The 15,713-nt window shown below is 71.2% G+C and carries 12 protein-coding genes and 1 pseudogene; 8 read left to right on the forward strand and 5 right to left on the reverse strand.

Annotated features, from left to right (window positions below; genetic code table 11):
- Positions 1-669 (reverse strand): NYN domain-containing protein (locus tag ACSNOG_RS15320; RefSeq protein WP_436753200.1); only part of this gene is annotated, 669 nt, incomplete at its 3' end.
- 270 nt (positions 670-939) lie between these two features.
- On the opposite strand from ACSNOG_RS15320, the gene ACSNOG_RS15325 reads away from it, so the two are divergent.
- Positions 940-1,113 (forward strand): hypothetical protein, encoded by a 174-nt coding sequence (locus ACSNOG_RS15325; protein WP_168096632.1) that lies wholly within the window; start codon positions 940-942, stop codon positions 1,111-1,113.
- A 118-nt stretch (positions 1,114-1,231) separates the two neighbouring features.
- Here ACSNOG_RS15325 and dnaE read toward each other — a convergent pair whose 3' ends face one another.
- On the reverse strand, positions 1,232-4,777 hold the full coding sequence (gene dnaE, locus ACSNOG_RS15330) for a DNA polymerase III subunit alpha (protein WP_436753201.1): 3,546 nt from the start codon (positions 4,775-4,777) through the stop codon (positions 1,232-1,234).
- Positions 4,778-4,946: 169 nt separating this feature from the next.
- On the opposite strand from dnaE, the gene ACSNOG_RS15335 reads away from it, so the two are divergent.
- The 6 genes from ACSNOG_RS15335 (at position 4,947) to ACSNOG_RS15360 (ending at position 11,261) form a co-directional block, all read left to right on the forward strand.
- The gene (locus ACSNOG_RS15335) at positions 4,947-6,281 is read left to right on the forward strand and encodes a DUF2252 domain-containing protein (RefSeq protein WP_436753202.1); all 1,335 of its coding nucleotides are present in this window, start codon (positions 4,947-4,949) and stop codon (positions 6,279-6,281) included.
- 70 nt (positions 6,282-6,351) lie between these two features.
- Complete coding sequence (locus tag ACSNOG_RS15340; protein ID WP_436753203.1) at positions 6,352-6,978, forward strand: hypothetical protein; 627 nt, start codon at positions 6,352-6,354, stop codon at positions 6,976-6,978.
- 50 nt (positions 6,979-7,028) lie between these two features.
- Positions 7,029-7,862 carry a thioredoxin domain-containing protein gene (locus ACSNOG_RS15345; protein ID WP_436753204.1) on the forward strand — a complete coding sequence of 278 codons (834 nt, stop codon included), beginning with the start codon at positions 7,029-7,031 and terminating at the stop codon, positions 7,860-7,862.
- Positions 7,863-7,992: 130 nt separating this feature from the next.
- Positions 7,993-8,661: a hypothetical protein gene (locus ACSNOG_RS15350; RefSeq protein ID WP_436753224.1), complete on the forward strand. Its 669-nt coding sequence runs from the start codon at positions 7,993-7,995 to the stop codon at positions 8,659-8,661.
- Positions 8,662-8,706: 45 nt separating this feature from the next.
- Positions 8,707-9,528, forward strand: coding sequence for a thioredoxin domain-containing protein (locus ACSNOG_RS15355; RefSeq protein ID WP_436753205.1), 822 nt, complete (start codon positions 8,707-8,709; stop codon positions 9,526-9,528).
- A gap of 77 nt (positions 9,529-9,605) precedes the next feature.
- Positions 9,606-11,261 carry an alkaline phosphatase D family protein gene (locus tag ACSNOG_RS15360; RefSeq protein WP_436753206.1) on the forward strand — a complete coding sequence of 552 codons (1,656 nt, stop codon included), beginning with the start codon at positions 9,606-9,608 and terminating at the stop codon, positions 11,259-11,261.
- A 49-nt stretch (positions 11,262-11,310) separates the two neighbouring features.
- On the opposite strand, the gene ACSNOG_RS15365 is transcribed toward ACSNOG_RS15360, so the two are convergent.
- Positions 11,311-11,904 (reverse strand): dienelactone hydrolase family protein, encoded by a 594-nt coding sequence (locus ACSNOG_RS15365; RefSeq protein WP_436753207.1) that lies wholly within the window; start codon positions 11,902-11,904, stop codon positions 11,311-11,313.
- A gap of 116 nt (positions 11,905-12,020) precedes the next feature.
- On the opposite strand from ACSNOG_RS15365, the pseudogene ACSNOG_RS15370 reads away from it, so the two are divergent.
- A pseudogene (locus tag ACSNOG_RS15370) lies at positions 12,021-13,103 on the forward strand (mechanosensitive ion channel family protein); the annotation flags it as partial.
- A 416-nt stretch (positions 13,104-13,519) separates the two neighbouring features.
- Here ACSNOG_RS15370 and ACSNOG_RS15375 read toward each other — a convergent pair.
- Both ACSNOG_RS15375 and ACSNOG_RS15380 read right to left on the reverse strand, forming a co-directional pair.
- The gene (locus tag ACSNOG_RS15375) at positions 13,520-15,112 is read right to left on the reverse strand and encodes a Na+/H+ antiporter (RefSeq protein WP_436753208.1); all 1,593 of its coding nucleotides are present in this window, start codon (positions 15,110-15,112) and stop codon (positions 13,520-13,522) included.
- 115 nt (positions 15,113-15,227) lie between these two features.
- Entirely contained in the window at positions 15,228-15,710 is a 483-nt protein-coding gene (locus ACSNOG_RS15380; protein ID WP_436753209.1) for a GNAT family N-acetyltransferase, read from the reverse strand.
- Positions 15,711-15,713: the final 3 nt, after the last annotated feature.

A 15,713-nucleotide genomic window follows, 5' to 3' on the forward strand; every position in this document is an offset into this window, starting at 1 on the left:
GCCCGTCCCCGCCGAGCGCAACGGCTCCCGCCCCGCCGCGGCGGTCTCGGGCAGGGGCGCGGAGAGGATCGCGGCGATCTCGGGGCGGGGCGCGGGCTGCGGGGCGCAGGCGCCGGTGAGCTCCTTGGCGCGGACGGCGCGGGTGATCCAGGTGCGGTCGAGGACGCGGCGCTCGTCGGCCTCGGCGACGAGGTCCTCGGACTGGTTGTAGTCGCCGTCGGCGGCCTGGACGGCCCACAGGTGGACGGCGACGCCGTGCTCCTTGGCGGACATCAGGCCGGGCAGGAGGTCGCCGTCGCCGGTGACGAGGACGATGTCGGAGCAGGCGCGGTTGCGGGCGAGCTCGGTGAGCTCGGCGTGCATGGCGGCGTCGACGCCCTTCTGCGCCCAGCGCCCGTCGCTGCGGGTCAGCGCGCCCAGCCGGACGGTGACGCGGGGCATGACGCGCAGCCTGCGGTGCTCGGGCTGGGGCACCCGGTCGGGCGCGCCGTCGAACCAGTAGATCCTCAGCAGGGGCTGCTCGGTCTCGGCCTCGGCGCGCTCGCGCAGCCCCTGGATGAGGATCGCGTGGTCGACGGAGATGCGGGACCGGGCGGGCTCGCCCGCCAGCAGGCTCGCGGCGGCGCCCAGCAGGTACCCGGCGTCCACCAGGACGACGCAGCGGTCCACGTTCCACCCTCTTCCTGTGCGTGTTCCTGTGCGTGCGGAAATTGCGGTCGCCCCCCGGCACGGCGGTGCAGTGCCCCGGTTCTCCTCGGCTTTCCCAGGAGTCTGCCCGACCGTGCGGGGGTTATCAGTCCGAACTGGATCTTCGGCGTGGCGGATACGCCTTCCCGGCGGTAAGTGCACGGATCACGCACGGTAATTACCCGAAATGCGTCGTTCGCCGGTGCGTGCGAGTGTGTTCGGCGGGGGGACACCCCGAGTGGAGGCTGAAGCATGGCGAAGAACAGGAAGCAGGACAGGAGCCAGCAGCGGGGCAGTGCCGCCGAGCGCGGGCAGCAGCAGGCCAAGAGCTCCTCGATCGAGTCCCAGAGCGAGCAGCGTGCCACGCAGGTCACCCCGGGCGACATGGCTCGCAAGAGCAAGCAGAAGCGCTTCGGGCACAACTGATCGGTGCCCGGCGCCGTCCGGCCGGGAGGCGACGGCGCCCACCGGCGCTTTGATGCAGCGAGGGGCGCACCCGGAGGATCCGGGTGCGCCCCTCGCGCGGGCACGGCTCGGGCGGTGCTCAGCCGGCCAGGCAGGACGGGCCGAGGAGCTGCTTCAGATCACCGAAGAGCGCCGGATCGGGGGTCACGCGGTGCCGGTCCAGCCGCAGGACGGTGGTCTTCCGCGGGCCCTGGAGCTTGATCCGCACCTCGGTGGAGCCCCGGTGGTGGGTGAGGACCTGGCCGAGCCGCTCCACCATCGGCGGGGTGACCTTCACCGTGGGGATGGTGATGATCACGGGGGCGTTGGTGCCCGCGTTGGAGAGGTCGGGGACCATCAGCTCCATGGCGACCAGGCGGGGGATGTCCTCGCGCTTGTCGAGGCGGCCCTTGACGAAGACGACGGCGTCCTCGACGAGCTGGGTGGAGACCAGCTGGTAGGTGGCGGGGAAGAACATGCAGTCGATGGATCCGGCCAGGTCCTCGACGGTGGCGATGGCCCAGGCGTTGCCCTGCTTGGTCATCTTGCGCTGCAGGCCGGAGATGATGCCGCCGATGGTGACGATCGCGCCGTCGGCGTGCTCACCGCCGGTGAGCTGGGAGATCGAGGCGTCGGCCTTGTCGTTGAGGACGTGCTCGATGCCGAAGAGCGGGTGGTCGGAGACGTAGAGGCCGAGCATCTCGCGCTCCTGCGCGAGCAGGTAGGCCTTCTCCCACTCGACGTCGGAGAACTCCACGTCGAGCCCGAAGCCGGGGCCGTCGTCCGCACTGTCGTCGCCCATGCCGCCGAAGAGGTCGAACTGCCCCTCGGCCTCCTTGCGCTTGACCTGGACCACGTTGTCGATCATCGGCTCGTAGTGCGCGGTGAGGCCCTTGCGGGTGTGGCCCATCTCGTCGAAGGCACCGGCCTTGATCAGCGATTCGACGGTGCGCTTGTTGCAGACGACGGCCTCGACCTTGTCGAGGAAGTCGGGGAAGGAGGAGTACTTCCCCTTGGACTTGCGGCAGCGGATGATCGAGTCGACCACGTTCTGTCCGACGTTGCGGACGGCGGTGAGGCCGAAGAGGATCACGTCGTCGCCCTGGGCGGCGAAGTTGGCCTCGGACTCGTTGACGTTCGGCGGGAGCACCTTGATGCCCATGCGCCGGCACTCGTTCAGATAGATGGCCGACTTGTCCTTGTCGTCGCGCACCGAGGTGAGCAGCGCGGACATGTACTCGGCGGGGTAGTTCGCCTTGAGGTAGGCCGTCCAGTACGAGACGAGGCCGTACGCGGCGGAGTGGGCCTTGTTGAAGGCGTAGCCGGCGAAGGGGACCAGCACGTCCCACAGGGCCTGGATGGCCTCGTCGGAGAAGCCCTTCTTCGTCGCGCCTTCCTTGAAGAAGACGAAGTTCTTCGCCAGCTCGTCGGGCTTCTTCTTGCCCATCACGCGGCGGAGGATGTCGGCCTCGCCGAGCGAGTACCCGGCGACGATCTGCGCGGCCTTCTGCACCTGCTCCTGGTAGACGATCAGACCGTAGGTGACGCCGAGGACCTCTTCGAGAGGCTCCTTCAGCTCCGGGTGGATCGGGGTGATCTCCTGCTGGCCGTTCTTGCGCAGCGCGTAGTTCGTGTGCGAATTCATGCCCATCGGGCCCGGCCGGTACAGGGCGGACACGGCGGAGATGTCTTCGAAGTTGTCGGGCTTCATCAGCCGCAGCAGGGACCGCATGGGCCCGCCGTCGAACTGGAAGACGCCGAGGGTGTCACCGCGCTGGAGCAGCTCGAAGGTCGTGGGGTCGTCGAGCGGGAGGGCCAGGAGGTCGATGTCGATCCCCTTGTTGGCCTTCACCATCTTGACGGCGTCGTCCATGATCGTGAGGTTGCGCAGGCCGAGGAAGTCCATCTTCAGCAGGCCGAGCGCCTCACAGCTCGGGTAGTCCCACTGCGTGATGGTGACGCCGTCGGTGTGGCGCACCCAGACGGGGACGTGATCGGTGATCGTCTCGCTGGACATGATCACACCGGCCGCGTGCACGCCCATCTGCCGGACCAGGCCCTCGACGCCGCGCGCGGTGTCGATGACCTTCTTCACGTCCGGCTCGTTCTCGTACATCGCGCGGACCTCGCCGGCCTCGCTGTAGCGCGGGTGCTGCGGGTCGAGGATCCCGGAGAGCGGAATGCCCTTGCCGAGGACGTCGGCGGGCATGGCCTTGGTGATGCGGTCGCCCATCGCGTACGGATAGCCGAGGACGCGGGCGGAGTCCTTGATCGCGTTCTTGGCCTTGATGGTGCCGTAGGTGCCGATCATGGCGACCTTGTCCGCGCCGTACTTCTCGGTGACGTACCGGATCACCTCGGCGCGCCGGCGCTCGTCGAAGTCGATGTCGACATCGGGCATGGAGATGCGCTCGGGGTTGAGGAACCGCTCGAAGATCAGGCCGTGCGGGATCGGGTCGAGGTCGGTGATGCCCATGGCGTACGCGACGATCGAGCCGGCCGCGGAGCCTCGGCCGGGGCCGACCGCGATGCCCTGGTTCTTCGCCCACATGATGAAGTCGGCGACCACGAGGAAGTAGCCCGGGAAGCCCATCGAGATGATCGTGTCCATCTCGTACTCGACCTGCTTCATGCGGTCCTCGGGGATGCCGCCCGGGAAACGGCGGTGCATGCCCCGCATGGTCTCCTCGCGGAACCAGGTGACCTCGGTGTAGCCCTCGGGGATGTCGAACTTGGGCATCAGGTTCCGGAACTGGAACATGCCTTCGGTGTCGACCTGGTCGGCGACCAGCCTGGTGTTGGCGCAGCCCTCCTGCCAGGCGTCCGAGGAGTCGATGGCGTACATCTCGTCCGTGGACTTCAGGTAGTAGCCCGAGCCGTCGAAGCGGAAGCGGTCCGGATCGGAGAGGTTCTTGCCGGTCTGGATGCACAGGAGGGCGTCGTGCGCCTCGGCCTCGTGCGCGTAGGTGTAGTGCGAGTCGTTGGTGACCAGGGGCGGGATGCCGAGCTTCTTGCCGATCTCCAGCAGGCCGTCGCGGACGCGGCGCTCGATCTCGATGCCGTGGTCCATCAGCTCCAGGAAGTACCGGTCCTTGCCGAAGATGTCCTGGTACTCGGAGGCGGACTTCAGGGCCTCGTCGAACTGGCCGAGGCGCAGGCGGGTCTGCAGCTCGCCGGAGGGGCAGCCGGTGGAGGCGATCAGGCCCTCGGACCACTGGCTGATGGTCTCCTTGTCCATGCGGGGCCACTTGGTCAGCCAGCCCTCGGCGTAGGCGTCGGAGGACAGCCGGAAGAGGTTGTGCAGGCCGGTGGCGTTCGCCGCCCAGATCGTCTTGTGGGTGTAACCACCCGAACCCGAGACGTCGTCCCGCTTCTGGTGCGGCTGGCCCCACTGGATCCTGCGCTTGTTGCGCCGGGACTCGGGGGCGACGTAGGCCTCGATGCCGATGATCGGGGTGATCCCGGCCTTCTGGGCGGAGTGGTAGAAGTCGTACGCGCCGTGCAGGTTGCCGTGGTCGGACATGGCGATGTGTGTCATGCCCATCTCATTGCAGGCATTGAACATGTCCTTGAGCCGCGCGGCACCGTCCAGCAGGGAGTACTGGGTGTGGACGTGCAGGTGCGTGAAGGGCGGCTTCGTGGCCACGGTGGGAGACCTCCGGCGGGTGGTGGCTGCGTGTCGGGCGGGGCAGTGCGGGACAGTTTTGAAGGTTACCGGCCCCCACCGACAGCCGCGGGCACGCGCCGGTACCCTCACGCGTTGAGCACGACAGCACTGATGTTCGTTCCATGCCCCACCCCAGGAGGACCCCGCGATGGCGACCGAGCACGACCGGGCCGCGCAGCGCGGCGAGGAGATCCTCGCCGTTTTCGACACCGCCTTCGGGGAGCTGCTCGCGGCCGACCCCGCCGCCTTCCGGGTCAAGTTCCGCAAGATGGCGGCCTCCGCCTTCGCGTTCTACCGGGGCACGGCCTGCCTGTTCTACAAGGACCTGGCCGCGGAGGCCCCCGAGGGCGCCGCCGGGCCCTACCTGGACGAGCGCACGAGCCGGGTGTGGATCCACGGCGACCTGCACGCCGAGAACTTCGGCACGTACATGGACGCCGGCGGCCGCCTGGTCTTCAACGTCAACGACTTCGACGAGGCCTACGTCGGCCCCTTCACCTGGGACCTCAAGCGCTTCGCGGCCTCCGTCGCCCTGATCGGCTACACCAAGGCCCTCAGCGACGAGATGATCACCGAGCTGGTGCGGATCTACGCCGCCGCCTACCGCGAGCGCATCCACGCCCTGGCCACCGGCACCGAGGACGGCGACCACGCCTCCTTCACCCTCGACACCGCCGACGGCCCGCTGCTCGGCGCCCTGCGCGAGGCCCGCGCGATGACGCGCTTCGGGCTGCTCGCCTCCATGACGGAGATCCGGGACTTCGACCGCCGCTTCGCCGCCGACGGCGGCGCCGTCGAGCTGGACGCCGCCACGCGCTACAAGATCCTCGCGGCCTTCGACGGCTATCTGGAGACCCTCCCGGACACCAGCCTCGCCCGCCCCGACTCCTACCGCGTCAAGGACGTCGTCGGCCGCCGCGGCATCGGGATCGGCAGCGCCGGCCTGCCCTCGTACAACATCCTCCTGGAGGGCAACAGCGACGCCCTGGAGAACGACGTCGTCATCTACATGAAGCAGGCGCAGACCCCGGCGGTCTCCCGGCACGTCACCGACCGCGCCGTGCGCGACTACTTCCACCACGAGGGCCACCGCACGGTGATCTCCCAGCGCGCGCTGCAGGCCCACGCCGACCCGTGGCTCGGCTGGACCGAGCTGAACGGCACCGGGCAGCTGGTGGCCGAGGTCTCGCCGTACGCGGTCGACCTGGACTGGTCGGACATCGACGACCCGGCCGAGATCGCGGCGGTCGTCGCCGACCTGGGCCGCGCCACGGCCGCCATGCACGCCGCGGCGGACGACCAGAGCGGCCACTCCCTGGTGCCCTTCTCCACCGAGCGGGCCATCGACGCCGTGATCGCCGCCGACGAGGAGGGCTTCGCGGAGCTCCTGGTGGACTTCGCCCACTCCTACGGGGCCCGGGCCCGCGCGGACCACCAGATCTTCGTGGACCTCTTCCGCAACGGCCGCATCCCCGGCCTCTGAGCCCGCCGGGGCCCGGCGGGCCCCGGCCTTTAGGCACGGTTTACGGCGGGTCGTGCCAGACTCGTTCCTCATGGACATATCGGCGGCACGGCTGCGGGCACTGCGCGCGGCGCTGTTCACAGCGCTGTGCGTGACGCTGTCCGCGGGCTCCCACGTGCTGCTGTCCGGCACCGGCCTGCCCGTGGCGACGGTCGCGCCGGCGGGAGCAGCCGTCTTCGCCCTCGCGTACGCCCTGGCGGGCCGCGAGCGCGGCTTCGCACGGATCGCCGCCCTCTTCGTCCCGCTGGAGCTGGCCTCCGACGCCCTGTTCACCACCGGCCAGGAGAGCTGCTACGGCGCGGGCGGGCACGCCGTTCCGGGTGCGCTGACCGCCCTGTGCGGGGGCGGCACCGTCGGCGGTCCCTTCGCCCCCGCGCCGGGCCCCGACACCGCCGTGTGGCTGCTGCTCGCGGCCCACGTCGCCGTCGGCCTGCTGGCCGCCGCCTGGCTGCGCCTGGGCGAGCGGGCGCTCGTCCGGCTGGGGGCGCTCGCCGGGGCGGCGCTGCGCCGCCTCCTGCCGGTCCCCGACGGCGTGAGCGGTCCGTTCCGCGCGGCGCCCGTCCGGGCCGCCGGCCGTCCCCGCGGGGCACCGGCCCTCCCCCTCCTCGTGCACTCCGTCGTCCGCCGTGGACCGCCGCCCGGGCCCGTTCCCGCCTGAGCACCACCACGCAGTACGCATCGCACGACCGAGCACGGAGAAGCACGACCATGAGCAAGCGCAACAACTGGGAGAACAAGCAGTCCGCCCGCGAGCGGCTGCGCGCCGAACGCGAGCGCCAGGCCAAGAAGGACAGGACGCGCCGCCAGCTCGTCGTCGGCGGGGCCGTCGTCGCGGCCCTGGCCGTCGGAGCGGGCATCGTCGTGGCCGTCTCCCAGCTGGGCAAGGACGGCAAGGGCGGCCTGAACACGGCGTGGGAGGCCGCGTCCAAGAAGGAGCTCGTCAAGCCTGCCCACACCGGCGGCGACAAGGGCACCGAGATCCTCGTCGGCAAGAAGGACGCCAAGAACACCCTGGACCTCTACCAGGACATGCGCTGCCCGATCTGCTCGGTCTTCGAGCAGAGCGTCGGCGACACCATCGACAAGGACGTCAAGGACGGCAAGTACAAGGTCTCGTACCACGTCGCCACGTTCCTCGACCGCAACTTCGGCGGCAGCGGCTCCAAGAACGCCCTCAGCGCGCTGGGCGCCGCCCTGAACGTCAGCCCCGAGGCCTTCAGCGCCTACAACAAGGCCCTCTACTCCAAGGCCAACCACCCCGAGGAGACGAAGGACACCTACGCCCAGGACGACGCCCTGCTGAAGGTCGCCGACCAGGTGCCGGCGCTCAAGGGCAACAAGGAGTTCGAGAAGAACGTCAAGGACGGCACCTTCGACAAGTGGGCGCTGACGGTGTCCGACGAGTTCGACAAGGCCAAGGACGTCACCGGCACCCCCACGCTCAAGCTCAACGGCAAGAAGCTGACGGCGGAGGACGGCAAGAACGTCCCGATCACGCCCGAGCAGTACACCAAGGCGGTCGACGGGGCGCTGACGTCCTGACGCCTCCCGGGCGGGTTCCCGGCGGCCTCCCGGCCGGGCCCCGCCCGGGTTCCCGTCCCCTCCGGACGGCGCCGGACGATGCCGAATCTTGACACGACACTTAACGGCTGCCGTGGCAGACTTCGGCCTCATGGAGGGGACGGGAGTTCGATTGAGAGCGCTGCGCGCAGCGCTCTTCACGGCGCTCTGTGTCACGCTGTCCGCCGCTTCGCACGTCCTGCTCTCCCACGCGCCCCTCCCCGCCGCCACGGTCGCCGTGCTGTCGGTGGTCTTCTTCGCCGTCGCCTACGCCCTCGCCGGGCGCGAGCGCCGCTTCGGGTCCATCGCCGCGCTGATGGTCCCTCTGGAGCTCACGGCCGACACGGTCTTCACGGCGGGCCAGCACGCCTGTTACGGGCGGGCCGGCGGGCCCGTCGCGGGCCCCCTGCACTCCCTGGGCCTCGACCTCGCCTGCCGCGGCGAGATCGGCACGCCGCTGGCGCGCATGGCCGCCGAGGGGGACACCGGGCCGGTCACCGGTTCCGCGCTGCCCTGGCTGCTGCTCGCCGGCCACGTCGCGGTGGGGCTGCTGGCCGCCGCCTGGCTGCGCCGCGGCGAGGCGGTGCTGGCGCAGCTGCTGCGCGCGGCCGCCGCCTTCGCCTTCGGCCCCCTGCTGCCGGCCTCCGCCTCCCCGGCGGTGCCCGCCGGCCCGGGCGCGCGCGTGCGCCCCGCCCGCCGCACGCTCCGTGCGCGCGGCCTCCCCCTGCTCGTCCACTCCGTCGTACGGCGCGGACCGCCCCTCGCTCCGGCAGCAGCCTGAGCCCGCGGTCCCCCTGTCCCGTACGTCCACACCGGAGAAGACATCATGAGCAACCGCAACAGCCACCAGAACAAGCAGGCCGCGCGCGAGCGGCTGCGCGCCGAGCGCGAGCGCCAGGCCCGCCGGGACAAGACGCGCCGTCAGCTCTTCGTCGGCGGCGCCATCGTCGTCGTCCTCGCGATAGCCGGCGGCGTCGGCTACGCCGTGACCAACCTGAACGACGACAAGAAGTCCGGCAGCACCTGGGCGGGCGACAAGCCCCTGGTCAAGCCCGCCAACACCACCGGCGAGAAGGGCGACGAGATCGTCCTCGGCGACGCCAAGGCCAAGGAGACCCTCACGGTCTACGAGGACCCGCGCTGCCCGTCCTGCGCCGCCTTCGAGAACGAGTCGGGCGCCCAGCTGCGCCAGGACGTCAAGGACGGCCGCTACAAGGTCCGCTTCGTCATGGTGAACTTCATCGACGACCTGGCCAAGGGCACCGGCTCGAAGAACGCCGTCAGCGCCCTCGGCGCGGCCCTCAACGTCAGCCCGGACGCCTTCGTCGCGTACAAGGAAGCGCTCTACTCCCCGAAGAACCACCCCGACGAGCGCGACGACGCCTTCGCCAAGGACGCGCGCCTGATCGAGATCGCGCAGCAGGTCCCGGCCCTGAAGGGCAACAAGGACTTCGAGAAGGCCGTCAACGAGGGCACCTACGACAAGTGGGCCGTCGAGATGGGCACGCTGTTCGAGAAGAACAAGATCGGCGGCACCCCGGCCCTGCTCCACGGGGACAAGCAGCTGAAGGGCCCGAACGGCAACCCGCCCATAGCCAAGGAGTCCTTCATCGCGGAGATCGACAAGGAATTCGGCCCGAAGAAGTAGTGACGGGGAAATGAGGGGCGGACGAACCGTCAGGTTTCGTCCGCCCCAGGGCTTACCGGGCAGTAAGGTGAGGGCCCGTGACTGCTGACTCCACTGCCTCGCCCGCATCGGGCATATCCCGCCGCGCCGCCGTCACGGCCGTCGCCGGCGCCGCGACCGTCGCCCTCCTCCCGCTCGCCGTGGCCGCTCCGGCGCACGCGGCGGAGGCCCCCGCCTTCCTCCACGGCGTCGCCTCGGGCGACCCCCTGCCCGACGGCGTCCTGCTGTGGACGCGGGTCACGCCCTCCCCCGACGCCGTTCCCGGCTCGGGCCTCGGCGCGGCCGTCGACGTCGCCTGGGAGGTCGCCGAGGACGAGTCCTTCGGCAAGGTCGTCGCGCGGGGCACGGTCACCGCGACCGCCGCGAGCGACCACACCGTCAAGGCGGACGTCCGCGGACTGAGCCCGGCCACCGGCTACTGGTTCCGCTTCACCGCGGGCGGCGTGCAGTCGCCCGCCGCCCGTACCCGTACGGCGCCCGCGGCCGGCGCGGCCGTCGCCGGGATCCGCTTCGGCGTCGTCTCCTGCGCCAACTGGGAGTCCGGTCACTTCGCCGCCTACCGCCACCTCGCGGACCGCCGCGACCTGGACGCGGTCCTGCACCTGGGCGACTACATCTACGAGTACGCCTCCGGCATCTACCCGCCCGCCCAGCAGGTCGTCCGCCCGCACGCCCCGGCCCACGAGATCGTCACCCTCGCCGACTACCGCACCCGCCACGGGCGCTACAAGACCGACCCCGACCTGCAGGCCCTCCACCGGGCGCACCCCTTCGTGGCCATCTGGGACGACCACGAGTTCGCCAACGACGCCTGGACCGGCGGGGCCGAGAACCACACCCCCGGCGCCGAGGGCGAGTGGGCCGCGCGCATGGCGGCCGCCAAGCAGGCCTACTTCGAGTGGATGCCGGTGCGCCCCTCCACCGAGGGCACCACCTACCGCCGCCTGCGCTTCGGCAACCTCGCCGACCTGCACCTGCTGGACCTCAGATCCTTCAGATCGCAGCAGGTGAAGCCGGGCAACGGCAAGGTCGACGACCCCGAGCGCACGATCACCGGGCGCGCCCAGCTCGACTGGCTCAAGGCCGGGCTCGCCTCCTCCGACACCACCTGGCGCCTCGTCGGCAACCCCGTAATGATCTCGCCGTTCGCCTTCGGCGCGCTCCCCGCCCACCTGCTGGAGCCCATCGCCAAGCTGCTGGGCCTGCCCACCGGCGGCATAGCCGCCAACACCGACCAGTGGGACGGCTACACCGACGACCGGCGCGAGCTCCTCGCCCACCTGAGCGACCGCGGGATCCGCAACACCGTCTTCCTGACCGGTGACATCCACATGGCCTGGGCCAACGACGTGCCCAAGAAGGCCGCCACGTACCCGCTGTCGCCGTCCGTCGCCACCGAGTTCGTCGTCACGTCGGTCAGCTCCGACAACCTCGACGACCTCCTGGGCGTGGCCCCGCACACCGTCTCGCTCGCGGCGGTCACCGCCATCAAGGCCGCCAACCGGCACGTGAAGTGGCTGGACATGGACCTCCACGGCTACGGGGTCCTCGACATCACCCCCGAGCAGGCGCAGATGGACTACTACGTCCTCTCCGACAAGAGGGACCCCAAGGCCACGACCGAGTGGAGCCGCTCGTACCGGACGCGCTCGGGCACGCAGGAGGTCGAGCGCGTCAAGACGCCGGTGCGGTGATCCGCGCCCGGGGCCACGACCCGGTCTGCGCCTCGGTCTACGCCCCGGTCTACGCCTCGCTCCCGATCTCCTCCAGGAAGCCCAGCGCGACGCGCCAGGCCGTCTCCGCGGCCTCCTCGTCGTAGTCCGCGAGGTCCGGGTCCGTGAACAGGTGCCCCGCCCCGGGGTACCTGTGGACCTCCACGTCCGCCCCGGCCCGGCCCATGCGCAGGTACCAGGCGTTGAGCCAGTCGTGCGGCTCGAACGGGTCCGGGTCGGCGACGTGCAGCTGGACGGGCAGCTCGTCCACGGCGGCGTCCTCGGCCAGGTCCGAGGTGCCGTGCAGGAGCAGCAGGCCGCGCGCCTTCTCGTCGCCCAGCGCCAGGTTCTGCGCGATCGAGCCGCCGAGCGAGAAGCCGGCGTAGACCAGGCCCTTGTCCGACAGCGGCGCCACGGCGGTGATCGCGCGGCGCAGCAGCTCCTCGCGGCCGATCTCGTCCTTGACGGCCATGCCGTCCTCCACGGTGTCCGCGGTCCGGCCCTCGTAGAGGTCCGGCACGTGCACCTCGTGGCCGGCGGCGCGCAGGCGCTCGGCGGCGGCGTGCACGGCAGGCCTCAGGCCGTAGGCCGAATGAAAAAGGACAATCGTGGTAGAGGACGCCACTGGAGTCACTTCCTAACAGGTGGATCGCGTGCCTCCCATCGTGCCAGCTACGGTCGGGGGTGAGCGCCACCCGGTGAGTGCCCCCCAGCAGCCGGCCGGAAGGAGCTGAGGTGTCCATGGAGGGCGTACTGCGTCCGCTGTCCGTCGTCGGCGGAGCGTTGATCGTCACCCTCGCCGTGGGATGGGTGGCCGACCACGTACTGCGCAGAATCGACGTGCGGCACCCCGAGACGCCGCTGTGGGACCTCCTGCGCCGGTGCCGGCTGCCGCTCCAGGTCGTGCTGTGCACGGCGCTGCTGCGCGGCAGCTTCCGCTCCGCCGACGTCCTGAAGGACCACCAGGAAGTCGTCGGGCAGGTCCTGACGCTCGTGCTGATCGGCGCCTGCGCCTGGCTGGTGGTGCGGGTCGCCGCCGCCATAGTGGAGGCCGCCTACGCGCGCTACGCCGCGCGCGCCGCGGACGCGGCCAAGGTGCGCCGGGTACGGACCCAGGTGACGCTGATCCAGCGGATCGTCACGGCCGTCGTGTGCGTCGTGGCCGTGGCGGCGATGCTGCTGACGTTCCCCACCATGCGGACCGCCGGCGTCTCGGTGCTGGCCTCGGCCGGCCTCATCGGCATCGTCGCCGGTGTCGCCGCGCAGTCCACGCTCGCCAACCTCTTCGCGGGACTGCAGATCGCCTTCGGCGACGTCGTGCGCATCGGGGACACCGTCGTCGTGGACGGCGAATGGGGCCGGGTGGAAGAGATCACCCTCACCTATCTGGTGGTGACCACCTGGGACGAACGGCGCATCACCATGCCCGTGTCGTACTTCACCAGCCGCCCGTTCGAGAACTGGTCCCGCAGCAACCCCCGGATGACCGGCACGGTCTTCTTCCACCTGGACCACTCCACGCCCATAGACCTCATGCGGGACCGGCTGCACGAGATCCTCAAGGGCCTGCCGGAATGGGACGGGCGGTCCTGGAGCCTGGTCATCACCGACACGACGCCGTCGACGATCCAGGTGCGGGCGCTGGTGACGGCGAAGGACGCCGACGACATCTGGACGCTGCGGTGCGTGGTGCGGGAGCAGCTGATCGAGTGGCTGCGGCGCGAGCACCCGTACGCGCTGCCGCGCATCAACACGGCCCCGGCACGACGTAGGCTCCGCCTGGGCCCGGGGCACGGGTGCGGGGGGTACGGCCCGCGCCCAGCTCCCCACCTCTCGACCACCGGACAGCACGGCCGGTCCGGCACCGCCGGACTGCGCCGCGGTGGCAGATCACCACCGCGGCGGAACTTTCTCGCCTGCCGGCGAGGCAGCCAACCAACTACCGCCAGGCACATCCATCCCGCCGCAACGGCGCTCAGCCACCACAACGGAACCCGGCGGTGCCGAGCCGTGAGAAGCCGTCTGCACAGCACGGCCGGTCCGGCACCGCCGGAACGCACCGTCGTGGCCAATCGCCGTCGCGGCGGAAGTTTCTCGCCCGCCGGCGAGACACCCGACGGACTGCCCCCAGGCACACCCATCCCGCCGCAACGGCGCTCAGCCACCACGACGAAACCCGGCGGTGCCGAGCCGTGGGGAGCGCATGAACGGCACAGGACGCCGTCGTGGCCGGGGTGAGGTCAGCCGCCGCGTAGGCTGCGGACGTCCAGGTGGCGGAGGACGCGGTCGACGACCTCCGGGTCGGAGCCCGGTTCGCTGCGGGCGGCGAGGATCTCGCGGCGGGCCGCGGCGAGCATTTCGCTCTGGATGCGCTGGGTCACCCGGATCCGTTCCACCCGCTGGGCGTGCGCCTCGCGCCGTTCCTCGTCGACCATGTCGGGGCTGATGCGCGCGCCGACGTCGTACGCGCGCCGCGTGAGCTGCTCGATCAGGTCGTCGGGGAGCTCCTCGTCGTCCTGGATCTCCTTCAGCCGCCGCTTGGCGGCCTTCGCCGCGCGGACGGCGAGCCGGCGGGCGAGCTCGCGCTCGGCGTCGGAGTCGGACTGCACGCCGAGCCGCCGTACGAGCCACGGCAGGGTGAGGCCCTGCAGGACGAGCGTGGCGAGGATGACGGCGAAGGCGACGAAGACGATTTCGTCGCGGGCGGGGAAGGCCGAGCCGTCCCGGGTGGTGTGCGGGATGGCGAGGGCGAGCGCGACGGAGGCGACGCCGCGCATCCCGGACCACCACATCACGACCGTCTCGCGCCAGCTGATGGGGACGTCCTCGTCGATGTCCCGCCGGCTGTGCAGCCGTTTGGCCAGCCACGCGGCGGGCAGCAGCCACAGCAGCCGTACGCCGACGACGACCGCGACCACGACGGCGCCGACGCCCAGCATCTCGCCCCACCGCCCGGCGGCGGTCCCCAGGACGTGGTGGAGTTCGAGGCCGATGAGGCCGAAGGCGACGCCGGTGACGAGGGTGTCGACGACCTCCCAGAAGGAGTGGCTGGCGAGCCGGCCGAGGACGTCGTCGGCGTCACCGGCGTACTCGGAGAGGAAGAGCCCGGTGACGAGCACGGCGAGCACGCCGGAGCCCTTGAACTCCTCGGCGAGGACGTAGGAGACGAAGGGGACGAGCAGGGTGAGCCCGATCTGGAGCGTCGCGTCGCCGAGGACGTCCATGAGTTTCTTGGCCGCCCAGCCGAGCGCGAGCCCGACCGCGAGGGCGACCACGGCGGAGAGCACGAACTCGCCCGCGGCCTTCGGCGCGGAGAAGCTGCCGCTGACGGCCGCCGCGATGGCCACGTGGTAGAGCACGATGGCCGTCACGTCGTTGAAGAGCCCCTCGCCCTCCAGGATGGAGATCAGGCGGCGCGGCAGCCCGAGCGAGCCCGCGACGGCGGTCGCGGCCACCGGGTCGGGCGGCGCGACCAGGGCCCCGAGGGCGACGGCCGCGGCGAGCGAGATGCCGGGCACGACGGCGTCGGCGACGACGGCCACGGCCGCGGTCGTCACGAACACGAGGGCGACCGCGAGCAGCAGGATGGGCCGGACGTTGGCCAGGAACTGCCGCCAGGAGGTGCGCTGCACCGACGCGTAGAGCAGGGGCGGCAGCACCAGCGGCAGGATGAACTCCGGCGGCATCTCCACGTTGGGCACGAAGGGCAGCAGCGCGAGGACGATGCCGCCCAGCGTCATCAGGACGGGGGCCGGCAGGCGCAGCCGGTCCGCGACGGGCACCATGACCAGCGACCCGATGAGCAGCACGAACAGCAGGGCGAGCTGGTCCACGGACGTCCTCCGGGCGGATCGGGAAGTCGATCGTTTCCCAGCGTGCCATGAACGGGATGAACCCGGATCTTCGGGGTATTACGGGCGAAGCCGCAGCAGACTCAGAGCGTGCTGCTCACAGCGCCTTCGTCATCGCACGGTGCGGAATGCCGCTGCCCTCGTCGAACTCGGGCCCGTGGGCCGCGTAGCCGAGCCGCTCGTAGAAGCCGAGGGCGTGCGTCTGGGCCTCCAGGTAGACCCGGGCCAGGCCCAGCCGGCGGGCCTCCGCCTCGACGGCCAGGACGAGCGCGGCGCCCAGGCCCGTGCCGCGCGCGGCACGGGAGACGGCGAGGCGGCCGAGGACGGCCGTGGCGTCGTCCTCGACGCCCGCGTGGCCGTACTTCTTGCGGGCCGGGGCGCCGTGCAGGAAGCGGACCGTGCCGACGGGGCCGGCCGGTCCGCCGGCCAGGAGGTGGACGGCGTGGACGTCGTACGCGTCCATCTCCTCGGCCTCAGGGATGCCCTGCTCGCCGACGAAGACCTCGCGGCGCACGGCGTGGCAGCCGGGCAGCTCGTCGAGGCCGACGACGCGGACCGATATCCCGTGCGCGGCGCCCACGGC

Origin of the sequence: Streptomyces sp. URMC 124, from assembly GCF_051386455.1 — a bacterium.
In the GTDB taxonomy this organism is placed as follows: Bacteria; Actinomycetota; Actinomycetes; order Streptomycetales; family Streptomycetaceae; genus Streptomyces.